The sequence below is a fragment of the Streptomyces sp. NPDC044106 genome (assembly GCF_056433985.1).
Genome location: NZ_JBWKFZ010000001.1, coordinates 446,893 through 470,480, shown reverse-complemented (window position 1 = coordinate 470,480; position 23,588 = coordinate 446,893). Strand labels below are relative to the sequence as shown.

Sequence of the window (23,588 nt, the reverse complement as noted above, 5' to 3'; positions counted from 1 at the left end):
CAATGCGAGTCCTCCTGATCTCCACCAACAAGATCCGCGTTCCCCGTCCCGCCCTGCCGATCGGCATGGCCTACATCGGCGCCGCCGTCAAGAAGGCCGGACACGAGGTCGACGTCCTCGACCTCCTCTGGGAGTCGCGCGAGCTCAAGGCCGTGCGCGAGAAGCTGACCTCCACCACCTACGACGTGGTGGGGATCGCCGTCCGCAACCTCGACAACCTCACCTTCGTCGACCCGATCTTCTTCGGCCCGCTCACCGAGAAGATCGTGCAGTGCGTCCGCAAGTACACCGAGGCCAAGGTCGTCCTCGGCGGCTCCGGCTTCTCCGTCGAACCCCTCGCCTTCTTCGAGTACGCCCAGCCCGACTTCGGCATCGCCGGCGAGGGCGAGGTCGGCATGGCGCAGCTGCTGCAGTACCTGGAGGTCGGCGGGTCGCTCGACACCATCTCCGGCCTCTGTTACGTCGACGACGAGGGCCACTTCGTCCACAACCCGCCCAACACGGGCTTCGACATCGGGGCGCTGGTGCCCGACCGGTCCCTGTACGACCCCCGCTACTTCGAGGAGGGAGTCTCCGCGGCCTCCGACCTCACCCGGGACACCCAGCCCGCCATCGAGACGCTCCAGACCAAACGCGGCTGCAAGCTGTACTGCTCCTACTGCATCATCCGCAAGACGGAGGGCAAGGGGAACCGCTTCAAGGAACCGGCGGCGGTGGTGGACGAGATCCAGCGGGCGATGCGGGAGAACCCGGAGGTCAAGGAGTTCGAGATCGTCGATGCCACCTTCAACTTCCCGCTCGACTACGCCGCCGACGTGTGCAACGAGATGGTCAAGGCCAAGCTCGACGTTCCCTGGTACTGCCAGCTGACACCCAACGCGGTCACCCCGGAGTTCATCGAACTGCTCGCCGCGGCCGGCTGCATCCGGGTCGACCTCGGCACCGACGCGTTCACCGACGAGGCCCTCGCCGACCTGCTCAAGGGCTTCGACCTGGCCCGTGTCGTCGAGGTCGACCGGTGGTTCACGGCCAGCAGCATCGAGCACACGCACTGCGTCTTCCTCGGCGGCCCCGGGGAGACCTCGGCGGCGCTGCGCGAGTCCATCGACTTCACCGAGCGCTACCTCAACCCCGCCCAGATCTACGCCAACCTAGGCATCCGCATCCTCAGCGGCACCAAGCTCCTGAAGCAGGCGGTGAAGGCGGGCATCATGGAGGATGGCCAGGGCACCTTCGTCCCCGCCTACTACGTCGAGCCCGAGATCGTGCGGGACCGGGACACCCTCGACTTCGTGCGCAACGCCTACCTCAGCCACAAGAACTGGTACCTGTGGTGGGGGCTGCGCGGCCAGACCCTGAGCGAGCGCGCCCAGTACTCGGTCGAGACGGTCGCCGAGATGCAGCGCGAGTACACCTACGCGATGGCGGGCAAGCCGCGGCTGCGGCCCGCCCGGCCGAAGGCCAAGCCGGTGGCCCTCACGCTCGGGACGCCCGCATGAGACCCGAAACCGCAGCCACCGCACTGCGGGAGCTGCTCGCACGCCACGCGGACCCCGCGTTCGCGGACAGGATGCAGCGCTACTTCCCCGCCCCCGTCCCGGCGCTCGGTGTGGGCAACCGCACCGTCGCCGACCTGACATACCGCTGGGTGGGCGACCATCCGGACCTCTCGCCCGCGGACCGGCTCGCGATCGCCGACACGCTCATCGGGGAGTCCGCGCACCACGAGGAGACGCTCGCCGGCTTCGCCCTCCTGCACAAGGCCGCCAAGAAGCAGCTGGGCGGCGAGCTGCTCGACCACGCCCGCACCTGGCTCGACCAGCACGTCACCAACTGGGCCCAGTGCGACGACCTGTGCCTCAAACTGCTCTACCCCTACCTCCTCGGTCACCTCGACGAGATCCCCCGGACCCGGACGTGGATCCACGGCGGCCCATGGGCCCGGCGGGCCGCCAACGTCGCGGTGGTCAAGTTCGTGCGCCGGACCGTGGGCAGGACCGTCTACGAACTCCCGGTCAGCCATGTGTTCGACAACTGCACCGCGCTCATGGCCGACGACGAGTTCTACGTCCAGAAGGGCGTGGGGTGGCTGCTCAAGGTCACCGCCCAGGTCCATCCGGAGGCCGTCGACGAGTACCTGCGGACCTGGCACGGGCGGATGCGGCGGGACACGTTCAGGTACGCGCTCGAAGGGATGAGCGCCCACGACCGCTCCGTACTCATGGCACTCAACGGAGGTGTGCGCGCATGAGCGATACGAACGGCTACGTGCACCGGCCCGGCATCCACAGCGAGAGTGCCTGCCAGCGCAACGTCCTGGCCGCCGCAGGGCACGACATCGACGAGCACGTCATCTTCGGGCTCGACGGCGGCTTCGGCTTCTCGTACTTCCCCACCCGGGGCAACACGCCCGACATCGTCGTCGGGAAGCAGGTGGTCATGCCGCTGCGGGCGGCGCGGCTCCTCGGCGTCGAGGTCCAGGCGCACACCCCCAAGTCCGCAGCGGGCCTCGCCGCGCTCCTCGACGCCGTGCCGGCCGTCACCACCCGCGTCGACATCGGGCTCATGCCGTACTGGGGTCTGGAGGGCAGGGCCTCGTTCGGCGGCTACTTCGTCAACGTCGTCCGGGCGACGGGTCAGGGCGAGTTCGAGGTCTCCGACCCGGCGTTCGACAGCAGCGTGCGGGTGAGCGCCGACGACCTCAACGCGGCGCGTTCCAGCCGGAGTTCACCGCCGCTCAACCCCGACTGGCGGACCTACACCTTCGGCGCGCCGCGCAACTCGCCCCGGCTCGACCTGGTGGGGCCCGTCGCCGTGCGCACCCTGAGCCGGGAGGTGCTGAGGCCGGGCAGCCGGAGCCTGGGCATCCCCGCCATGAAGGTCCTGACGACGACCGCCCCCTCCTGGCCGGCGAACAAGCGCGGCGAGGTGGAGGACGTCGACCTCCAGGGCAACGTCATCACCACGAGCGCGCTGGCCAGGCAGCTCCTGCACCTGGGACGCCAGATCGAGTCCTTCGGCACGGGAGGCGGGATGTTCCGGCCCGTGATCGCCCGGTTCCTCAGCACCGTCCACGAACACTGCGACAACCCCAGGTACGCGGAGGCGGCCGACCTCTTCGGCCAGAGCGCGGAGCACTGGACCGGGCTGGGGAAGGCGCTCCTCGCCCGCAGCGCCTGCGCCGACGACGCCGAGCTGAAGAGTCTCGTCGACGAGGTCGTCACCTCGGTCCGCGCGTCCATGGATCTTGAGAAGCGGGCCCTGGCCGGCCTGACGACCGTGTAGGAGAGACATGGACGCCGACGAAGAGGCCCTGAAGCAGGGGCCCACGATGTGGAACCAGTACGTACGACGGCGCAGGGCCGAGGGTCACCGGGCGGATCTGCGCGGCGCGCACCTGTCGGGCGCGGACCTGAGCGATACCGACCTCGCCCACGCCGACCTGCGCGGAGCCGTGCTCCGCGCGTCGTACCTGATGTCAGCCGATCTCCGCGGCGCCGACCTCGACGGCGCCGACCTGAGCGAGGCCTACCTGATCCGCGCGGACCTGGTGAACTGCCGCCTCGTCGGAGCCGACCTGGACGGCGCCGACCTCAGCGGAGCCGATCTCACGGGCGCGCACCTCGACCCCTCGTTCACGCGGTCACAGGTCATCTCCGACTACCTCACCATCTGGCCGTCGAAAGGCAAGGAGAGTCATCAATGATCGTCCTGGGCTACAACGGATTCGGCAAAGCCGAGGAGCTGTTCGCACGCCTCTACCGGGCGACCGGCATCGACCGTCACCTGCTGTTCGGCCATGACTCCGGGGCGGCCCTGATCGTCGACGGCGAGCTGGTGGCGGCGGTCGAGGAGGAACGGCTCATCCGGGTGAAGAAGACGTCCAGGTTCCCCGCCGACGCGGTGAGCTGGTGCCTGGAGACGGGCGGTGTCACCCTCGACGACGTCGACGTCGTGGCCTTCTCCTGGCAGTTCTCCGACGACGTCATGGACAAGATGATCGCGGAGATCACCGAGGACGGTACGGCGAGCCCGGCACAGAAGTTCTCCCGCCTCGAGCGCCTCGCCGAGACCTACGCGGCCCTGTTCAGCGAGGAGGCGATCCTCGCCGACTTCTTCGAGCACACCGGCCACCGCCTCGACCCGCGGAAGCTGAAGCTGGTGCCCCACCACCTCGCCCACCTCATGACCGGCTACCACCTGGCCGGTGGCGGCGACACCGCCTTCGTGGTCAGCGACGGCCGCGCGGAGTGGCTTTCGGCGATCATGGGCGAGGTGCGGGACGGCGAGGTGCGGATCCTGGACGACGTGAGCATCGACTCGCGGCACTCCCTGGCCATGCTCTTCTCGGTGGTCACCAGGTACCTCGGCTTCATGCCGAACAACGACGAGTACAAGGTGATGGGCCTGGCCGGCTACGCGCCGCCCCCCACCGAGAACCCCTTCCTGGAGCACGTGGTCGAACTGCTGCCCGACGGCACGTACACGATCCCGTACCCCGCGAGCGCCGTCCCCGCCTACTACGCCCTGTTCGACCGCATCTTCGACGCGGGACCCTCGCAGCGGGAGGACTTCGACTTCCGCGTACGGGTCGCGAGCGCCGCCCAGCAGATGATCGAGGTGGTGACGGCCGCGCAGCTGGGGGTGCTTGAGCGCCGGAGCGACCTGCCGCGGCTCGTCTTCGAGGGCGGCCTCGCACTGAACTGCGTGAACAACACCAAGCTCCTTGAGGGCTCACGCTTCACCGACATGGACGTGAGTTTCGGGGCGTCCGACGTCGGTGTGGCGCTGGGCGCCGCCCTGCACGCGAGCCGGGAGGCGGGTGACGATCCCCGCCCCGGCAAGTCCCCCTATCTCGGGCCCGAGTTCGACCGCGACGACATCCTGGCCGCCCTCGACAAGTTCGCGCAGCAGGTCGAATGGCGCGAGGTCGACGCCGGGCGGGTGCCCGCCGAGACCGTCGAACTCCTGCGGGACGAGAACGTCGTCGGCTGGTTCCAGGGACGGATGGAGTACGGGCCGCGCGCCCTGGGCAACCGGAGCATTCTCGCCAATCCCCGCTTCCCCGGCATCAAGGACCTGATCAACGAGCGGATCAAACAGCGGGAGCAGTTCAGGCCCTTCGCCCCCGTCGTGCTGGAGGAACGCGCGTCCGACGTCTTCGAGACCGGCAAGAAGGACTCCTCGCCCTACATGACGTTCGTGTTCCCCGTGCGCCCCGAGTACCAGGAGCTGATCCAGGGCGCCTGCCATGTGGACGGCACGGCCCGCATCCAGACGATCAACGACGACAGCAACCCGAGGCTCGCGCAGGTACTGCGCCGGTTCAACGAGCGGACCGGGGTGCCGTGCCTGATCAACACGTCGTTCAACGTGGCGGGAGAGCCGATCGTCTGCTCACCCGTGGACGCCATCGCCTGCTTCCTGAACACGGAGATGGACCACCTCGTACTCGACAACTTCTTCGTACGGCGCTCCACGGAGGCGTGAAACGGGAGGGCGCGGGGCGGGCGCGGCCGATGAGCGTGACATCCTCAGGATTCGCCCTACGGTAGGTGGCCGAGCCGCCACACCGGTGCGATGAACCGCTCGGCCGTGGGCTCACCGCCGCTTGCCGCCGCCTCCCGGGACTGAGCCGACCAATGCCATCAACACTGTCAACATCATCAACCTCAGCCACGCCGAACTACGACGTGAAGAAGGACAAGGACCTGCGGGGCCTGTACACCGCGAAGAAGAAGTTCGAGGTCGTCGACGTGCCGGCCATGAGGTTCCTCATGGCCGACGGGGAGGGCAGCCCGAACACCTCGCAGCTGTACCGGGACATCGTGCAGGCGCTGTACGCGACCGCGTACGCCGTCCGGGCCCTCGCCATCGACGAACTCGGCAAGAAGCACACGGTCGGCCCGCTCGAAGGACTGTGGTGGGCCGACGACCTGCAGGCCTTCACGACATCACGCGACGAGGACGGCTGGCAGTGGCGCCTCATGATCGTCCAGCCCGACTGGATCACCGGCGAGCTCTTCGCCGAAGGCCGGAAGCGGGCGATCGACAAGAAGGACCTGACCGCAGGCGACCGCGTCCGCCTCGACGAGTTCCACGAGGGCAAGTCGGTCCAGGTCCTGCACACCGGCCCCTACAACCAGGAGGGCCCCACGATCGCCCGCATGCACGACGAGTTCATGCCGGAACAAGCCCTCAAGCCCCGCGGCAACCACCACGAGATCTACCTCTCCGACGCCCGGCGCACGGACCCATCACGCCTGCGCACGATCCTGCGCCAGCCCGTGGAGCCTGCCGGGGGCTGACGTCTGCTGTCCTGGGCCGTGCGGGGCAGGGCTCGTGTGGGCCCCGTCGCCGGAGGCCTTCGAGGAGGCGCGGCGGCGCGACGTGCCCGTTCTGCTCTCGGTCGGGTACTCCGCGTGCCACTGGTGTCAGTGAACTCGCGAAACCAGTAGTCGGCGGTGCTCACACCTCTCTGGTGGTCACGCGGTTCCCGCAGGGCTTCGACCACTCATCGCGGTCAAAAGTCAGGACGATCACGGGGCTGGGGCACGGAGCGCGAGTGCGGCGATCGCGTAGTTGTGCCCATGGAGCCCCCTGCGTCCCGAAGCAGCGTCACTGCGGAAAGCGAGCCCTCCTGGTTGACCGGTTCCACCCGCAGCTGAGAGAGCACCCACTTCAAGCACACCAGATCGGTCTTCCCATGCGCGGCTTCGACGATGGTCAGCGCCGAGACGAGGACGCGGCGCGCCGCTCGGCATCCCTGGCGTTTTCGTCCCCGAACAGCTCGCGACAAGCGGTTTCGATCTCCTGCTCCGTGAGCGCGCCGTGCTCTTCCTCGTGGGCCGCGACGATCTCGGCGAACCTGTCCATGGCGAGCTGGTGCCTGACGGCTTCCGAGATGTAGGTGGACAGTCCGCGACGACCGGTTCAAGAGCGGAGCTCGGTGACCAGCTCGGCGGGCATGGACACGGACATGTTCTCGGTGGTTCCGGGGCTTCGCCGAACCACATTTCTTGCGACGAGGAGCGTCCGAGGTGCGTCACTCACTGGTTTTCGCACAAGCGGCCGGAGCGCGTCGCCAGGGCATGAGAAGCGATCTGAGGACACACAGAGTGCGAGACGCATGTATGCAACTGTTGTGAGTCGAGGTGGTGACCTCCGTTTTACGGTCGTGAGCTCCGGGCTAGGCTCGACGAATCGCACTTCAATTCGGCACGACAGGTTCTGGGGGACGACGTGGGTGCTGTACGAGCCTGGATGGTACGGGCCGGAGCGGACGGTGACCGGGAGGACGTCTGCATTTCCATGGGCTTGACGATCGCCGGCTGGCCCGAGGTCGGTGACCTCACGAGCTGCATGACGCCGGAAGACCTCAAAGCCGAGCTCGCCAAGGCGTACCCCCGTGAGAACCCACGCGTCCTCGGGAACTGGCGCGGGCAACTGTGGCGTTTTCGCGCCGCCATGTCGCCTGGGGATCTGATCGTCCTGCCACGCAAGGCGGGTGACATCGCCATTGGACACCTTACGGGTGACTACCAGTTCGATGCAGAGGCTACTCCGGGACTCCAGCACGTGCGCCCTGTCACCTGGAAGCGCACCGACGTACCGCGCGCGGAGCTTCGCGCCGACCTGCGTGCGACGCTTGGCTCTCTGCTTACAGTGAGCCAGCTGCGCCGCTTCGATGCCGTGAATCGTCTCACCCTGCTTGCGGCGGGTAACTCCGATCCGGGAAATCCTGACGCCCCGGCTGACCTGCGGTTGCTGGAGGGACCTGCCGAGTTGGCCGCCAAGGTCGCCGAAGCCCCGTCTGGCATGCCGGTGAAACTGACCGTACGCGACCTGCTCAGCATCTGGGACTTCGTGAGTCGCTCGGGCAAGGCGACGGCCACCATTCGCCGGGATCTGGACGAGCTCGGTCTCGCAGTTGTCCCTCCTCTCACCGAGGTCCCGTCGATCGATCACGTCGTCCGCGTCGTCCCCATCGGCTTGGCTCCGGAAGCAAAACGGCAATCGTTGGGCGAAGAGACCGTCAACCTGGAGCTCGAGCCCGAGGAAGGAGATGAATCCGCGGAGGATCTTCTGGTCAAGGAGGAGGCGGGCTCCCCGGACACTGGCGACATCGGCCTGACCGCTGTCGGAGCCGTGGAGGGTGAGAGTGGCGACGATGACGAAGAGTCAGCTCGTCCGGCGCCTGTGCTGGTGACTGTGGGGAGGCTGTCCTCGGCACGCAGTGAGCTGAAGACCGTCAGGCTCACCGACCCGCTCAGCCGAGCGGTGGAGCTTCTGTCCGAGAACGCGTACGACCAGCTCCCGGTCCTCGACGACGACGGTCACTTGTGTGGCTCCGTCACCTGGCGGGAAATCGGTGCGACCAACCGCCCTGCCACCGCGCTGGTCAGAGACGCTGCTGTGCTGAAGGTTCGGTCTATCCGTACCGACGAGCCCATGGTGGACTGCCTGGCCGACGTGGCCGACCACGGCTGCGTTTTCGTGATAAATCCCGACGGTAGCCTCTCTGGGATCGTGACCGGTCACGACTTGGTCCACAGGTTCGAGCAGGAACTGCGCCCCTACGCCCTTATCCAAGAGCTGGAACTCCGCCTGCGCCGAGCGCTCAGGAAGGCTCTGATGCAGGTGAAGGAGACTCGTGGTGAGTATGGCCTCCCCGGCGATCCCACAAAAATCGTCAAGCTCGCCCATCAGGGCATGAACTTCTCCGACTACATCGCATTGCTCAAACGGGATGATGTATGGCAGGCCACAGGTTGGCAGTTCCCGCAACAGAGCTTCGCCGACCGTATGGACCGGGTTCGAAAAATCCGTAACGAGACCATGCACTTCCACACCAGTGACGATGACCGCATCAACGCGGTCAAGGAGATCCAAGTCGCTCTGCAGATGCTCAAGACCGTTCAGCCGCAAGCCTGAGGGCACGGCAGATCCAGCGCTGCCGCACTCCGGGGCTGCTGTTCCGGGATACCGACGATGTTGATGCAGTCATTCTCCCGTGTCGACTTTTAGCAGTGGAAACGGGTGACACCGGAACATGGAGTGCGACTCGCCCCTGCGGCCAAAGGTGTCATACGTGTGCCTGGCGAGGCCCGGTGCTACCGCTCCGTACGGCGCAGGAACTGCCAGCCCAGTACGGCCAGGGCCAGCGTCTGCCCGACAGAAGCGAGCACGAGCAGGGGCTGAACGACGGGAGAGCACCAGAACGCGGTCGTACAGACCATGGGCAGGACCAGGTACGTGAAGAGGTCCACCGCAGTCTGAAGCCGCTTGCGCACGGTGCGGCCCGCAACGTTGCGGTGGTAGACCTCCCACTCGAACAGTGCACCTTGGGCCGAGGTGAGTTCCCCCAGGCGGGGGCCCAGCCGGTCGCGGACGTAGTAGCCGATCACCGAGATCTTCTCGTCGTTGACCAGGTAGGTCCAGCCCAGGATCAGACAGATCGCGGGGACGCAGAGCAGCAGTCGGGACCGTCCGCTCTGGACGGTGATGGCCACGACCGCAGTGGCGGCGGCGAGCGTGAAGTAGAGCAAGTTGTCGCGGAACCCTATGCGGGTCTTCTGTTCCTCCTTGAGCCGGTCATACTCGGCCAGCAGGATTTGGCTCTCGGTGACGTCATCCGTGGAGGTCACAGGCGCTCCTCTGCTGAGTCCAGGATCAGCCGGCCACCTGGAAGGGCGCCAGGCTGTCGGGGCCGTGCCGTTCGATCCAGCTCTTCCCGTCCGCCGCTATCCCCTCCAGGAGACGGAAGGTGTGGGTGGAGCCGGCCGCGCTGAGGTTGATCTCGGAGATCTCCCGGGCATTCTCGGTCGGTGCCAGTTGATGGGCGTCGGCGTCCTTGACGCGGATCTTCCTGGCCGGTCCGTTGGCGAGGAGGAGCTCCAGGTCGTAGCCGATGTCGGCGTTCTCCGTCACCTGCACGGAGGTCAGCGCGTCGAACCGGTAGTTGCTCCGCTGCTCGTTCCTGCGCGTTGCGTCGGAGAAGTTGAACTCGGAGCTGATCTCGCGGATGCCGTCCTGGGTGAACAGGAACAGGCGGAAGACGTAGTGCGAGTACCGCCATGGGCCGCCTCGCACCCGGCCCCGTTTGTAGGAAGGAGCGGGGGCCACCAGGATGGTGTGGGTGATCAGGTCGCGCCAGGTGAGCCGGTGGTACCGGAGTGCCTCATCGACGAACGACGTCTTGTCGCAGGTGAGCCAGGTCTCCATCTCCAGTTCGCTGGGACGCGTTTCGTCCAGGAACGACTTCCACCGGTGGTAGGTGATCTGTCGGGCGGTCAGTTGTTCCTGGTACTCCCGGGTCTCCCGGACCAGCCGGTGCTCTTCACGCCGGACCTCCAGCCATCGGGAAGCGGTCGCGTGCCCGGACCAGGCCGCACCGAGCATGGCAAGGAACGCCCACAGCACCCGCGGTTGCCCGGCACCGGAGACCGCCGTGCCGAACGCGGACAGAGCCGCCGCGCCGAGAAGAGCGAGGGCCGCCACGGTCAGGGCCTTCGTCCTGACCGGAGTCTGGGCCTGGCGGTACTGATCGAACAAGGTGCCGGTGTTGTAGCGATTCCGGGCGTCCTCGGCGAGGTACCGGATCAGCCAGTCGACCCGCTCCACGCCGATCCGGCTCTCCCGGTAGAGGTCCGCGATCTCGGCGGCGAGACTGCCGCGGATCTGAACCGTGTGGGCGAGCCAGGCGTCCGAGGTGAAGCCGTGGGGCCTGCGAACACTGAAGTAGTGATCGAACGAATGGCGGACGCCCTTGGTGAACCCGCTCTCGGTGGACGTGGAGGCGGAGGCGGGATCGTGCGGGTCCGGCACGAGGGCCCCGGCCACGAAGCCCGGCCTGGACCGGCCCCACCACCGGACGCCGAAGCGGGCCGCGGTCAGGCCCGCGCCGAGCGCCACCGGTAACTCGACGATCGCCCGGGTTGGATCCGCGACCAGAGCCAAGGCCCAGAGGAACGCACTGCTGACGACGAACAGGACCGCCCGGACGGGGAGGGCCGCCTTTGCGGCGGCAGCGGTGCTCGGTCGGGGCGGAGCGGCCCGCGCCCCGATGGGGGTGGGTGCGAAGTAGGCCCAGACCCGCCGGCTCCGGTCGTTGCTGAAGCGTTCTGCCCTGGCCCGTCCGAGGGTGTCCGCCCACAGGTCGTCCTTCAGCCCTCCGGTGAGCATGAGGTCGAGGTGGCGGAGGATCGCGTCGTGCTGGCGGCGCGGCAGGTCCTGGAGCTGCTTGAGTACGGGGCCGGTCTCGCTGCCGGTGGTGCTGAGTACCGCCAACAGGTCGAAAGTGACGCGCAGGGCTTCCTTCCACCCGTCCTCGGGGTAGGTCCGTACGAGCCTGGAGGTGTAGCGCAGCCGCTGGACCTCTTCGGCGCTCAGGTCGTGGTGGGTGCGAGCGCTGAGCATGGCGAGCACCCAGTGGAAGCGCACCTCCGTGCCGTCGTAGCCGCGGACGATCGCATCGGTGATCATTTCTCGGGCTCGGCTGGGGACGCCGTCCTCCAGGAGCTGTACGCCGACCCGGTACTTCTCCTGCGGCGAGGCGTCCGGGTTGACGATGTAGACGTTGGAGTCGTGCACGGTCTCGGCCTGGATCCCGATGGTGGAGTTGTACGCGGCCGAGCTGTATGCGGCATCGTCGTCGGGGCTCATGCCAGATCACCGGCCGCGGCAACAAGGGGAGCCAGCGTGGCCACCAGTGCGGGGCACTCCGCGACCAGTCCGCGCAGCCTCTTGAGCGTCATGACCGTCCGCTTCGACGATCCAGGGGTGCGCTCCCCGGCCGACCGGAGAGCGGAGTCCAGATCGGTCAGGGCCTCCCGGTAGCTGTCCTCGTCGAGGGCGCCCTCGGTGCGGTGCCGCCCCAGCTGTTCGCGGAAACCGTTCAGTTCCGTGACCAGGTCCGTCGGGCCGGATGCCTTCGAGGCCGCGTTCATGTGGACACTGCTGCCCGTGACCGAGTCGGCCATAATGCCGACGGTGCTGTTGTGGACGGTGTTACTCACGCGCCGGTCGAACCGGTCGGCCGAACGGGCCCTGTCGTCCTCGGGCATTGCGGCCTCCTCCTGCTCGCCCACCAGCTCCACTGCCAACCGGATGGCGAACGCCGACGCGTTCGCCGCGGCCCGCGGTTGCCAGTTGCGGTCCTCCGAACTGTTCTTCGTGCCGTCCGCCCGGTCGCTGATCCCCCGGACGATGGCCACCGGCGCACCGCTGAGATGGCCGGCCTGGGCCACACCGGCCGCCTCCATCTCGATGGCGAGCGCGTCGTTGTAGTGCTGTCGGATCCACTTGGCCTCGGCCGAGATCCTCGAATTCTGGACGATCTCACCGGCGGCGATCGCCCCGAAACGCACCTGCGGTCCGTCCTCGTGCCCGGGTGCGGGGTCCGCCCAGTCGTCCGAACGGGCCAGGTGCGAGGCGAGCTGGCTGATGCCGTGCGGCGCTTCCCACGCGCGGGGACGGGCTTTGAGCCCGTCGTCCTCGCTGGTCCCGCCGTGGTAGGCGTACACATGTGACGCCACCACAACGTCACCCAGCCTGGTGGCGTCCCACAAGGCGCCGGCGACTCCGACGAACAGCACGGCAACCGGCGAGAACTCCTGGATCGCGCGTTCTGCGATCACCGCGGCGGAATGGTTCCCCTTGTTCGTCAGTCCGAGCGCGACACGGCACGATGTGCCCCGTACGGTGCCCGTTTCGAACCGGGTACCGCGCTCGTGGCGATGCACCTGAAGATCCGTCAGCCGTTGGCGCACAGACTGATATTCCAGATTGAGGGCGGTGAGGATCACCACCGGGGCTTTCGGCATCTACTCCTCTTCCCCTTTCGCGTTCTCTTCCGTCGCAGCCGGCGCGGGTCGGATCAGCGGTGGAAACAGCACGGTGTTCGGACCGGCCCGGTACAACCGTGCGGGCCGCCCTCCCGTGGTCCTGCGGTCCGTGCCGGCGGGCACGATGAATCCCTTCGCGGCTTGGACCTTCCGATAGAAATTGCGGGTGTCGAGCGCGGTTCCCCAGACGGCCTCGTACACCTGCTGCAGCTCCGCGATGGTGAAGCTCTCTCCGCAGAACGCGGTGGCCAGTGCCGAGAACTCAATCTTGGTGCGCGCGCGTTCGATCCCGTCCGCGGCGATGCGCCGGTGGTCGAAGGCAAGGGCGGCCTCGCCGGACAGGACGGCTTCCGCGGGGACCCACGCGGCGTCGGCGGCATCCGTCCCCGCGACAGGGTCGGGCAGCCCCGGTGCGATCGCCAGGTGAGCCACGGAGACGACTCGGCCCCGCGGGTCACGGCCCGAGCTTCCGTACACGCCCAGCTGTTCCAGGTGCACGCAACCGGAGGTCAGGGCCGTTTCCTCACTCAGTTCGCGGTGGGCGGCGTCCAGGATCTCCTCGCCCTCGTGGCTCAGGAATCCTCCGGGCAGCGCGAGCATGCCCTGGAAGGGATCTTCGCCCCGCTCCACCAGGAGGACGTGCAGACGATTCTCCCGCAGCGTCAGGATCACGAGATCGACCGTCAGCAGGACAGGAGGTGGTGACCATGCGGCAACTGGCATGCCGTGCACGCTACTTCAGTTACTGTCACTTACACAAGAAGGGAGGTGGGGGGGGGGAGTCGACGCGCAGTTTCGGAGGGGATGGAGCCGCCCATCACGTGATGGCCCACAAGTGCGGTTCGGCCGAGCGGGGCGGGCTCGTGAGGGTTTCGCCGGTCGCGCCGACCGCTTGAGAAGCTTCTCGTGACAGGCAACGTGCGAACCCAGTGGTCAGCGGTGCTCGTACCTCTTTGATGATCACGCGGTTCCCGCGGGGCTTCGACCAGTCGTCAGGGTCGGAGGTCAGGGCGACGACAGGGGTCGGAACCCTGAGTGCGGGCGCGCGGCGTTGCTCCTCGTGGACCGTCGCGATCTTGCCGAGCCCGTCCATGGTGAGCTGTTCTGCGGTTGCCTGCGGGGGCCCTGCCGGGAGATCGGCTGGCCGGACCTGGGTGGCCGCCTCGCCTCAACCGCCGTGCTCGCGCAGAAGTTCGATCATGTTGCGGAGCATCGGTATCGCCGAGTCACCGACCTTGTCCTTGTCGTTGAAATGCATCAGCTCGTTGCGGATTTCGCGGAGCTCGTCGAGGCGGGCAATGAAGGACTTGCGGTCCAACGGCCAGCCCAGCTTGTCCCACTGCAGCTGATTGCCCAAGACCTGGTGGTAATCCCCATAGGACAGCTGATCGAAGGCGGCGAGCTTCCGGCGTCCGTCCGGATCGCAGAGCGCGACCACCTCTGCGAGGTCCAGACCTTCCGAGATGACACGGCGCAGGTGCCGGTCGAGGTCGCCGATGAGCAGGAACGGCCGGGCGGTGGCGCCGTATTCTGCGGCCACGTCAGCGATGGTGATGATGCCGGCGATCTGATTCGTCTGGTCCTTGACCAGGAGGAAGCCGAACCGCTCCAGTTCGGGCAGGACGTCGATCAGGTGGTCGGCATAGCTGACCGCGTGAGCGGCGACGATGGCATCGGAGAAGGGAGCCTCGGAGTTCGCGTAGCGCGCTCGGGCGATGGATTCCCAGGTGACGGCGCCTCGCAGATTCCGGGGTCCGCTCAGTACCGGCAGTTGCGAGTACCCGTTGAGCCGCATTTTGGTGAACACCTCCTCGAAGCTCGCTGAGGAGGACACCGACACAACCCCCTTGAGTGCTGAGGGCAGGTTGCCGACCGTCTGACCTTGGATCGGTTCCCCCTTGTCCTCCTCGTTGCCGGAAGGGGCAGCGAGCCTTGGGCTGTCGGATTCCCCCGGTTCCTCCTGCCCCGCCACCGGCCCCTGCTCGGTCGTCTCCTCCTCGTCCTCGGTGTCCCCGGAGGTGCCGGTCAGGGTGACCCGGTCGTCAATCCCCACGGCTGCGAAGTCCGGCACTGTGGACAGGCCGTGGTTGGCCAGCTCGGCGGCTACCCGCTCGGTGACCAAGTAGCCGCGCCGGGATGCCCCCCACCAGCCCAGCAGATCGCGGACGGTGAGTGTGACCGGGGCCTTGGCGTCCGCCTGCCTCCGGGCCTCCTTCAGCCGCGTGTGCCGGACGGCGGAGTCTTCCGCCGCAATGTCGCCGGAAGGCGGCAGCTCCGCCGCCGTGTCCAGGAGACTTTGCCTCACCTGGTCCAGCAGGGTGCCGTCGTCCAGTGCCCAGGCGGTCCACCCGTCATATGGGCCTCGCCCGGTGGCGGCAGCTGCGGCCGCCGAGGGGGATCTGAACCGCTGGCCGTCACTCAATTCGATTCTGCCGTCCGCGGATACCTGTGCTCGGTGCTCCTGCCCGAACCGCCGCTGCCGGAAAGTGAGGCGCGCCCCCGGGCTCAGCAGACCGGCGCGGACGAGGTCGGAAACCAGTACTCGCCGCCCTTCGATCAGGTAGGAGGCTCGCCCCAGTGACTCGTCCGCACTGCCGTCTGCCGCGTCATCGGTCACAGGTTTCTCCCGGTCGGCCTGCCTTGGAACGCTGTGATCATCGCAGAGCCGTGTCAGTCATCGGTGCGGATTCAGACGATTGCTTCGCCGGGTGTGGCCTGTCCTTGGCGGCATGTGCACCGTCCAGGTCGCGTACCCATGGGTCGCGAGGAAGGCCCCCTGTGCCGCCCGCTGCCGCGGAGCCCGCTCCGGAGCGGTGGAGGTCGGCCCGGCATCTGGACGACTTTTCCGTTCTCTATATGTCCCCAAGATCGACCGTGATGGAGAAAGGCGCCGTGGCCTTCACCGTGCCGATGAACATCTCGCCGTCCCTGTAAGCCCTGGTGGCGGCATCGAGAACGTAGGTGTAGACGATCGGGACACCGGTGGCGACCTGCTCGACCCGCCAGTAGAAGGGGATACCGGCCTTGGCGTACTGGTCCACCTTCACGATCCGGTCAGTGGTCTCCGAGCCGGGCGACACGACCTCGACGACCAGGAGCACGTGCTCGGGGCGGGTGGGCGTGAAGTCGATGGTCTCTGCCCGGTAGACGGTGACGTCCGGACGGCGGTTGGTGAGCGGAACGTCCTGCAAGCGGACGTCGAAGTCCGTGTCGGCGTTCCAGTCCGGGCCCGCGGCGGCGTCCAGGGCGTTGGCCAGGATCCGGGCCGGCCGGTTGTGGCGCTTGGAGGCGCTCGGGCTCACGACGACCATCCCGTCCACGATCTCGATGCCGGCGCACTGCTCCTCGGACCAGGAGTCGTACTGCTCCGCGCTGATCTGCGAATGCATCCACGCGGGCGGCACCATCTCGGCGGTCATGGTGTACCTCCTTCGAGGAGCCTCGGCAGGTCCAGCGTCACTGCGCCCAGCCTACTGTTCCGAGGTGCCGGGCCGCCCGACGCGGCAGTGGACGGAGTCGCCCGCCACGTGATGGCGCGCAGGTGCAATTCGGCCAAGTGGGGCGGGCTCGTCAGGGTTTCACCGGTCGCGACAGGCGCTATGAGAGGCTGGGTCGTATGAACCGGCTGGCTGGTGTGACCTCGCCTTATCTGCTTCAGCACGCGGACAATCCGGTCGACTGGTGGCCGTGGTCGCCGGAGGCCTTCGAGGAGGCGCGGCGGCGCGACGTGCCCGTTCTGCTCTCGGTCGGCTACTCCGCGTGCCACTGGTGTCACGTCATGGCGCACGAGTCGTTCGAGGACGAGGCGACGGCCGCGCTCATGAACGAGAAGTTCGTGAACATCAAGGTCGACCGCGAGGAGCGGCCCGACGTCGACGCCGTGTACATGGAGGCCGTGCAGGCCGCGACGGGGCAGGGCGGCTGGCCCATGACCGTCTTCCTCACCGCCGACGCCGAGCCCTTCTACTTCGGTACGTACTTCCCGCCGGAGCCCCGGCACGGCATGCCGTCCTTCACGCAGGTCCTCGACGGCGTGCACCGCGCGTGGACGGACCGGCGCGGCGAGGTCGCCGAGGTCGCGGGCAAGATCGTGGCGGAGCTCGGCGAGCGGCAGCTCACCCACGGCTCCGGCGAGAAGCCCGGCGAGGACGAGCTGGCCCAGGCGCTGCTCGGCCTGACCCGCGACTACGACCAGGCGCACGGCGGCTTCGGCGGCGCGCCCAAGTTCCCGCCGTCCATGGTGATCGAGTTCCTGCTGCGGCACTACGCCCGCACGGGCGCCGAGGGCGCCCTCCAGATGGCCGCCGACACCTGCGAGCGGATGGCCCGCGGTGGCATCTACGACCAGCTCGGCGGCGGCTTCGCGCGCTACTCCGTCGACCGCGAGTGGATCGTCCCGCACTTCGAGAAGATGCTGTACGACAACGCCCTGCTGTGCCGCGTCTACGCCCACCTCTGGCGGGCCACCGGCTCCAACCTCGCGCGCCGCGTCGCCCTGGAGACCGCGGAGTTCATGGTCCGTGAACTGCGCACGAACGAGGGTGGGTTCGCCTCCGCGCTCGACGCCGACAGCGAGGACCCGGCGACGGGTGAGCACGTCGAGGGCGCGTACTACGTATGGACGCCGCGGGAGCTGCGGGAGGTGCTGGGGGAGGCCGACGCCGAGCTGGCCATGACCTGCTTCGGCGTGACGGAGGAGGGCACCTTCGAAAAGGGCGCCTCGGTGCTCCGACTCCCTCGGGCGGGAGGCCCGTTGGCGGACGCCTCGCGGCTCGACTCCGTCCGGGAGCGGCTCCTCGCGGCGCGCGCCGGGCGGCCCGCGCCGGGGCGTGACGACAAGGTGGTCGCCGGGTGGAACGGCCTCGCGATCGCCGCGCTCGCCGAGGTCGGCGCGTACTTCGACCGGCCGGACCTGATCGCGGCCGCGGTGGGCGCGGGCGACCTCCTCGTACGTCTGCACATGGACGACCGCGCCCGGCTCGCCCGCACCTCCAAGGACGGCGTCGCGGGTGCCAACGCGGGCGTCCTGGAGGACTACGCCGACGTCGCCGAGGGCTTCCTCGCGCTGGCCTCGGTGACCGGGGAAGGGGTGTGGCTGGAGTTCGCCGGCTTCCTCCTCGACCACGTCCTCGCGCAGTTCGTGGACGTGGAGAGCGGGGCGCTGTACGACACGGCGGCCGACGCGGAGCAGCTGATCCGCCGCCCGCAGGACCCCACGGACAACGCGACGCCCTCCGGGTGGACGGCGGCCGCGGGCGCGCTCCTCACGTACGCGGCCCACACGGGTGCCGCCCCGCACCGCACGGCGGCCGAGCGCGCCCTCGGCATCGTCAAGGCGCTCGGCCCCCGCGTCCCGCGCTTCATCGGCCATGGTCTCGCGGTGGCGGAGGCGGCCCTGGACGGCCCCCGCGAGGTCGCGGTCGTCGGCGACATCCTCGGCGACCTGCACCGCACGGCCCTGCTCGGCACGGCGCCGGGAGCGGTGGTCGCCGCGGGCCCGCCCGGCAGCGACGAACTCCCCCTCCTCGCCGACCGCCCCCTGACCGACTCCCGCCCCACGGCCTACGTCTGCCGCGACTTCGTCTGCGACGTGCCGACGACGGATGCGGGGGAGCTCGCGGGGTTGCTTTCCCCGGCGGCGCGCCCGGTGACGTGACGCGGGCGGGCGGGGCGATTACCCGGGAGGTAATCGCCCCGCCCGGCCGGTGCCGGAGAGACTGACGGTCTTCCCGCGCCGACCGGACGCGGGCCGGGACCGAGAGGCCAGCCATGCCAGCCATGTCCACCGCCGCAGCACACTCCACCCGCGCCGTCATAGAGGAACTGCTGCGCCGGATCGGTGAGGGCGACCCCGAGCGCATCGCCGAGCTGTACGCCGAGCGGGGTGACTGGAAGCTGGACTGGCCGGAGTCCGAGCACGGCAGGGCGGCCACGCCGTGGATCCGGCACCGCTCCACCCGGGCCGACGCGGCCGCGCACTTCCGCGAGCTCGCCGAGCACCATGTGCCGGAGCAGGCGGCGACCGAGGTCGAGCGCATTCTCGTGGACGGCGCCGACGCGGTGGTGCTCGGTGAGATCCGCCGGACGGCCCGGTCCACCGGGCGCCCCTATCGTGCGCGGTTCGCCCTGCACCTCACGGTGGAGGGCGGCCTCGTCACCCGCCACCACGTCTACGAGGACAGCCTGGCGGTGGCGCAGGCGTTCGAGGCGGGCAGGGGCGACGCCGCGCAAGAACGGTGAGGCTCGTCAGCTCCTCACCGGCACCCGGCACCCCGCACCCCGCACCCGGTTCCCGACTCCCCGAACTCCGCCACCGCCCGCTCCACGATCTCGTCGAGCCGGTCGTGATGGGCGCCCCGCCAGAACACGCGGGCGCAGCTCCCGCACTGGGCGAAGACGTCGTACGTGCCGCGGGTGCCGCCCTCCAGGCGGTCGGCGACCTCTTCCTTCGTGGCCGGGCGGAGGGTGCCGTTGCAGGCGCTGCAGCGGGTCCAGGGGCGCAGGGCGGGGGCGAAACGGCCGAGGACGTCGCGGAGTTGGTCGTCGGGGCGGTCGCTGTAGACGTACGCCCCGGCCCACAGCTCGCGGCGCCGCAGCAGGCCCCGGTCGCGGCTCAGCAGCACGCGGCGCTCGGCCGCCGAGCGGGCGGCGAGGGCCGGGTCACCGATGTCCGTGCTCTCGTACGCCGTGTCGACGCCGAGCAGCCGCAGGCGCCGGGCCAGCGTGCCGAGGTGGACGTCGAGGAGGAAGCGGAGCGGGGCGCCGGGGACGCGCTGGGGGCGGGGCACGGCACGCACGTCGACGGTCTCGCCCGCCGCGGGGACGTGTCCGGCGGCGACCTCGCGCCCGTCCACCACGAGCGCGCCGACCTCGGTGAGCGGGACGCCGAGCGACTCGACGACGTGCCCGAGCGTGGACGCGCCGTCCGTGACCGCCGGGGTGGGGCCGCCCCTTCGCCCCTGCGGGACGAAAATCCCCAGCTCGGGGGCGAAACTGACGAGGATCTCCGGACCGTTCATGCCGTCAGGATGGCATGGACGGACGGCGGGTCACCGGGGATTTTCCGTGCCCCCGAAGCGGGCGCCTTCCGTCCCCCCGAAGCCGGCGGCCAGCATGTCCATCGTCCGGTCCACGAGCGCGGGCAGGTCGTCCTTGTGGTCGTGCTCCGCCCAGTACGCCGCGGTCTCGGTGAGCGCGCCGATCAGCGCCATGGAGAAGGTCCGCACCTCCAGGTCGCCGGGGTCGCGGCCGGTGCGCTCCGCGATGACGCGGCAGAGGACGGCGCCGGTGACGGACATGCTCTCCATCATCCGCGAGCGCACGGCAGGCACCTCGGTCATCAGCTTCGTGCGCAGCCGTGAGACCTCAGGGTCCTCCGCGAAGCCGACTCCCACCGCCCGCCGCAGCACATGCCGCAGGGACTCCAGGATCGGCTCGTCGGCGGGCCGCTCCCGCAGCTCGCCCTCCAGGAGCGGGTCGAACTCGTCGGTGAGGACGATGTCCTCCTTGGTCGGGAAGTAGCGGAAGACGGTGGAGGGGGAGACCTCCGCGGCATCCGCGATCTGCTCGACCGTCGTCGTCTCGTACCCCTGCTCCCGGATCAGCCGGTACGTCGCGTCCCGGATGGCGAGCCGGGTCTTGAGCTTCTTCCGCTCGCGGAGCCCGGGCCGGGAGGCGGCCCCGGGGGCGGCCCCGGAGGCGGTCGCCGAGGTCTCGGCGGTGGGGATGCGTGCGGCCGTCATGAGCCTCATTGTCGGGCATCCACCGCCGCGGCCACCGATGAAGCAGGGGGAGCCGGGTCAGCCGTGCTGGTACGCCACCAGGGAGATGCCGACGTAGTGCACGACGAAGGCCGCCAGCGTCAGTGAGTGGAAGACCTCGTGGAAGCCGAAGAAGCGGGGGGAGGGGTTGGGGCGCTTGATGCCGTAGATCACGCCGCCCGCGCTGTAGAGCAGGCCGCCGACGACGACCAGGACGAGCACCGCGATGCCGCCCGTCCGCATGAAGTCCGGCAGGAAGAAGACGGCGGCCCAGCCCATCGCGATGTAGCACGGCGTGTAGAGCCAGCGCGGGGCGCCGACCCAGAAGACGCGGAAGGCGATACCGGCCGCGGCGGCTCCCCAGATGCCCCAGAGCAGCCACTGTCCCTTCGACCCGGGGAGCAGCAGCATCGTCAGCGGGGTGTACGTGCCCGCGATGATCAGGAAGATGTTGGAGTGGTCGAGCCTGCGCAGGACGCGGTCGGCTCTGGGTCCCCAGTTTCCCCGGTGGTACAGCGCGCTCACGCCGAACAGCAGGCAGGAGCTCAGGGCGAAGATGCCGCAGGCGAGCCGGCCGCGCGGGGAGTCCGCGAGCGCGGTGAGCACCAGGCCGGCGACCACCACCGCGGGGAACATGCCGGCGTGCAGCCAGCCGCGCATCTTCGGCTTCGCCGGAAGCGGCATGGCTTCCGGGGGCGGAACGAGTGAAGGCTCACCCGCGGGCTGCGAGTTCGCTTCCGGTGTAGACGCGGTCATGAGCGGAATCGTACCGACGGGACCGTAAGTCGCACATCAGGCGGATGTATTCGCACGGCAAACGGTCAGGTCCGTACGACAAAGGGAATGCAAAGGGCGGATCAGTGCCGTCGCACGCGTACCCGTACAAGTGGCGATGCTCACTCCGCTCAAGTGTGAAGCCCTCTGGACAGATGCGCGAACGCGTCGGATGATCAAATGAGTGCGGTCGGCACCGGATGAGCGCCAAAGTTCGTACACGTGAAGCGTCCGGGTCGCAGCCCCCACGGGGCATACATCCCAAAAACCCCTCGAATAGGAGCAATCGTGGCGCGCGACATCGCGGCTCCCCTTCTCGCAGAGCCCCTGGGCACTGCCCCGACCAACCACCAGGAGCTCGTCTCCTGGGTCAACGAGATCGCCGGACTGACGCAGCCCGACCGCGTCGTCTGGTGCGACGGATCCGAGGCGGAGTACGAGCGCCTGTGCGAGGAGCTCGTCGCCAAGGGCACCTTCAAGAAGCTCGACCCGGTGAAGCGCCCGAACTCGTACTACGCGGCCTCCGACCCCACCGACGTCGCGCGCGTCGAGGACCGCACCTTCATCTGCTCCGAGAAGGAGGAGGACGCGGGCCCGACCAACCACTGGAAGGCCCCCGCCGAGATGCGGGAGATCTTCGCGGGCGAGCAGGGCGTCTTCCGCGGCTCCATGCGCGGCCGGACCATGTACGTCGTGCCCTTCTGCATGGGCCCCCTCGGCTCGCCGCTGTCCGCGATCGGCGTCGAGATCACCGACTCGGCGTACGTCGCCGTCTCCATGCGCACCATGACCCGGATGGGCCAGGCGGTCCTGGACGAGCTCGGCGAGGACGGCTTCTTCGTACGGGCCGTCCACACGCTCGGCGCCCCGCTGGCCGAGGGCGAGGCCGACGTGCCGTGGCCCTGCAACTCCACCAAGTACATCTCGCACTTCCCCGAGGACCGCGAGATCTGGTCGTACGGCTCGGGCTACGGCGGCAACGCCCTGCTGGGCAAGAAGTGCTACGCCCTGCGCATCGCCTCCGTCATGGCGCGCGACGAGGGCTGGCTGGCCGAGCACATGCTCATCCTCAAGCTCACGCCCCCGAAGGGCGAGAGCAAGTACGTCGCCGCCGCCTTCCCGAGCGCCTGCGGCAAGACCAACCTCGCCATGCTGGAGCCGACCGTCCGCGGCTGGACCGTCGAGACCATCGGTGACGACATCGCCTGGATGCGCTTCGGCGAGGACGGCCGCCTCTACGCGATCAACCCCGAGGCGGGCTTCTTCGGCGTCGCGCCCGGCACCGGCGAGCACACCAACGCCAACGCCATGAAGACCCTGTGGGGCAACTCGGTCTTCACGAACGTCGCGCTCACCGACGACAACGACGTCTGGTGGGAGGGCATGACGGAGGAGACTCCCGCCCACCTCACGGACTGGAAAGGCAACGACTGGACCCCTGAGTCAGGCGTCCCCGCGGCCCACCCCAACGCCCGCTTCACCACGCCCGCCTCGCAGTGCCCGATCATCGCGCCCGAGTGGGAGGACCCCAAGGGCGTGCCGATCTCGGCGATCCTCTTCGGCGGCCGGCGCGCCAGCGCGGTGCCGCTGGTGACGGAGTCCTTCAACTGGCAGCACGGCGTCTTCCTCGGCGCGAACGTGGCGAGCGAGAAGACCGCCGCGGCCGAGGGCAAGGTCGGCGAGCTGCGCCGCGACCCGTTCGCGATGCTGCCGTTCTGCGGCTACAACATGGGCGACTACATGGCCCACTGGGTCAAGGTCGGCGCGGACAAGCCCGACCAGTCGAAACTCCCGAAGATCTACTACGTGAACTGGTTCCGGAAGAACGCGGACGGCAAGTTCGTGTGGCCCGGCTTCGGTGAGAACTCCCGCGTCCTGAAGTGGATCGTGGACCGCCTCGACGGCAAGGCCGACGGCGTCGAGACCCCCATCGGCATCCTGCCGACGGCCGACTCGCTGGACACCGAGGGCCTCGACCTGGCCAAGGACGACCTGGAGTTCCTGCTCACGGTCGACAAGGAGGTCTGGCGCGAGGAGGCCTCGCTGATCCCCGAGCACCTCAACACCTTCGGCGACCACACGCCCAAGGAGCTGTGGGACGAGTACCGCGCGCTGGTGCAGCGCCTGGGCTGACGGCCCGCGCATTCCGGATGGGCCCCGCACAACGGCGTGTGGGGCCCGCCCGCGTATACGCGCAGGGCCCGCCCGC

General features: G+C 68.8%; 19 protein-coding genes and 3 pseudogenes. 11 read left to right on the top strand and 11 right to left on the bottom strand.

Features of this window, described 5'->3' with window-relative positions; translation table 11 throughout:
• Positions 1 to 2: 2 nt before the first annotated feature.
• The 7 genes and pseudogenes from AC07DI_RS02150 to AC07DI_RS02120 form a co-directional block, all read left to right on the top strand.
• Positions 3 to 1,499 (top strand): B12-binding domain-containing radical SAM protein, encoded by a 1,497-nt coding sequence (locus AC07DI_RS02150; protein WP_384259978.1) that lies wholly within the window; start codon positions 3 to 5, stop codon positions 1,497 to 1,499.
• Complete coding sequence (locus AC07DI_RS02145) at positions 1,496 to 2,251, top strand: DNA alkylation repair protein (protein ID WP_384259980.1); 756 nt, start codon at positions 1,496 to 1,498, stop codon at positions 2,249 to 2,251. Before AC07DI_RS02150 ends, AC07DI_RS02145 begins: the two co-directional genes overlap by 4 nt.
• A complete protein-coding gene (locus tag AC07DI_RS02140; RefSeq protein ID WP_384259983.1) occupies positions 2,248 to 3,285 on the top strand; it encodes a BtrH N-terminal domain-containing protein in 1,038 nt (345 codons plus the stop codon). Before AC07DI_RS02145 ends, AC07DI_RS02140 begins: the two co-directional genes overlap by 4 nt.
• A gap of 7 nt (positions 3,286 to 3,292) precedes the next feature.
• Positions 3,293 to 3,706 (top strand): pentapeptide repeat-containing protein, encoded by a 414-nt coding sequence (locus AC07DI_RS02135; protein ID WP_478901569.1) that lies wholly within the window; start codon positions 3,293 to 3,295, stop codon positions 3,704 to 3,706.
• Complete coding sequence (locus AC07DI_RS02130) at positions 3,703 to 5,490, top strand: carbamoyltransferase family protein (protein ID WP_478901568.1); 1,788 nt, start codon at positions 3,703 to 3,705, stop codon at positions 5,488 to 5,490. Before AC07DI_RS02135 ends, AC07DI_RS02130 begins: the two co-directional genes overlap by 4 nt.
• Before the next feature lie 203 nt (positions 5,491 to 5,693).
• Positions 5,694 to 6,308 (top strand): GyrI-like domain-containing protein, encoded by a 615-nt coding sequence (locus AC07DI_RS02125; RefSeq protein WP_478901566.1) that lies wholly within the window; start codon positions 5,694 to 5,696, stop codon positions 6,306 to 6,308.
• Positions 6,295 to 6,435, top strand: a pseudogene (locus tag AC07DI_RS02120) (DUF255 domain-containing protein); the annotation flags it as partial. The gene AC07DI_RS02125 and the pseudogene AC07DI_RS02120, both read left to right, overlap by 14 nt.
• A gap of 33 nt (positions 6,436 to 6,468) precedes the next feature.
• Here AC07DI_RS02120 and AC07DI_RS02115 read toward each other — a convergent pair.
• Positions 6,469 to 6,799, bottom strand: a pseudogene (locus AC07DI_RS02115) (DNA-binding protein).
• A pseudogene (locus AC07DI_RS02110) lies at positions 6,727 to 6,969 on the bottom strand (hypothetical protein). The pseudogenes AC07DI_RS02115 and AC07DI_RS02110 overlap by 73 nt, the downstream one beginning before the upstream one ends.
• A 342-nt stretch (positions 6,970 to 7,311) precedes the next feature.
• On the opposite strand from AC07DI_RS02110, the gene AC07DI_RS02105 reads away from it, so the two are divergent.
• The gene (locus AC07DI_RS02105; protein ID WP_478901565.1) at positions 7,312 to 8,934 is read left to right on the top strand and encodes a CBS domain-containing protein; all 1,623 of its coding nucleotides are present in this window, start codon (positions 7,312 to 7,314) and stop codon (positions 8,932 to 8,934) included.
• Positions 8,935 to 9,113: 179 nt separating this feature from the next.
• Here the strand turns inward: AC07DI_RS02105 and AC07DI_RS02100 are convergent, their stop codons facing one another.
• From AC07DI_RS02100 to AC07DI_RS02075, 6 genes are all read right to left on the bottom strand, one after another.
• Positions 9,114 to 9,647 (bottom strand): hypothetical protein, encoded by a 534-nt coding sequence (locus tag AC07DI_RS02100; RefSeq protein WP_478901564.1) that lies wholly within the window; start codon positions 9,645 to 9,647, stop codon positions 9,114 to 9,116.
• 25 nt (positions 9,648 to 9,672) lie between these two features.
• On the bottom strand, positions 9,673 to 11,664 hold the full coding sequence (locus AC07DI_RS02095; RefSeq protein WP_478901562.1) for a hypothetical protein: 1,992 nt from the start codon (positions 11,662 to 11,664) through the stop codon (positions 9,673 to 9,675).
• Positions 11,661 to 12,824 (bottom strand): 5'-methylthioadenosine/S-adenosylhomocysteine nucleosidase family protein, encoded by a 1,164-nt coding sequence (locus AC07DI_RS02090; RefSeq protein WP_307537068.1) that lies wholly within the window; start codon positions 12,822 to 12,824, stop codon positions 11,661 to 11,663. The genes AC07DI_RS02095 and AC07DI_RS02090 overlap by 4 nt, the downstream gene beginning before the upstream one ends.
• Positions 12,825 to 13,568: an NUDIX hydrolase gene (locus AC07DI_RS02085; protein ID WP_478901561.1), complete on the bottom strand. Its 744-nt coding sequence runs from the start codon at positions 13,566 to 13,568 to the stop codon at positions 12,825 to 12,827.
• 445 nt (positions 13,569 to 14,013) lie between these two features.
• On the bottom strand, positions 14,014 to 15,462 hold the full coding sequence (locus tag AC07DI_RS02080; protein ID WP_384260004.1) for a restriction system modified-DNA reader domain-containing protein: 1,449 nt from the start codon (positions 15,460 to 15,462) through the stop codon (positions 14,014 to 14,016).
• Between the two features lie 235 nt (positions 15,463 to 15,697).
• Positions 15,698 to 16,264: a Uma2 family endonuclease gene (locus AC07DI_RS02075; RefSeq protein WP_478901560.1), complete on the bottom strand. Its 567-nt coding sequence runs from the start codon at positions 16,262 to 16,264 to the stop codon at positions 15,698 to 15,700.
• A 197-nt stretch (positions 16,265 to 16,461) separates the two neighbouring features.
• On the opposite strand from AC07DI_RS02075, the gene AC07DI_RS02070 reads away from it, so the two are divergent.
• Positions 16,462 to 18,501 (top strand): thioredoxin domain-containing protein, encoded by a 2,040-nt coding sequence (locus tag AC07DI_RS02070; protein WP_478901558.1) that lies wholly within the window; start codon positions 16,462 to 16,464, stop codon positions 18,499 to 18,501.
• A gap of 122 nt (positions 18,502 to 18,623) precedes the next feature.
• On the top strand, positions 18,624 to 19,085 hold the full coding sequence (locus AC07DI_RS02065; protein ID WP_478901556.1) for a nuclear transport factor 2 family protein: 462 nt from the start codon (positions 18,624 to 18,626) through the stop codon (positions 19,083 to 19,085).
• Positions 19,086 to 19,099: 14 nt separating this feature from the next.
• Here AC07DI_RS02065 and AC07DI_RS02060 read toward each other — a convergent pair whose 3' ends face one another.
• Genes AC07DI_RS02060 through trhA form a run of 3 tightly spaced genes read right to left on the bottom strand, consistent with a single transcriptional unit; the run spans position 19,100 to position 21,361 of the window.
• Positions 19,100 to 19,864 (bottom strand): Mut7-C RNAse domain-containing protein, encoded by a 765-nt coding sequence (locus AC07DI_RS02060; RefSeq protein WP_478901554.1) that lies wholly within the window; start codon positions 19,862 to 19,864, stop codon positions 19,100 to 19,102.
• Between the two features lie 30 nt (positions 19,865 to 19,894).
• Complete coding sequence (locus AC07DI_RS02055) at positions 19,895 to 20,587, bottom strand: TetR/AcrR family transcriptional regulator (protein ID WP_478901553.1); 693 nt, start codon at positions 20,585 to 20,587, stop codon at positions 19,895 to 19,897.
• Between the two features lie 57 nt (positions 20,588 to 20,644).
• Complete coding sequence (gene trhA / locus AC07DI_RS02050; RefSeq protein ID WP_478901551.1) at positions 20,645 to 21,361, bottom strand: PAQR family membrane homeostasis protein TrhA; 717 nt, start codon at positions 21,359 to 21,361, stop codon at positions 20,645 to 20,647.
• Between the two features lie 306 nt (positions 21,362 to 21,667).
• Here trhA and AC07DI_RS02045 point away from each other — a divergent pair, with 306 nt between their 5' ends.
• Positions 21,668 to 23,512, top strand: coding sequence for a phosphoenolpyruvate carboxykinase (GTP) (locus AC07DI_RS02045; protein ID WP_384263888.1), 1,845 nt, complete (start codon positions 21,668 to 21,670; stop codon positions 23,510 to 23,512).
• Positions 23,513 to 23,588: the final 76 nt, after the last annotated feature.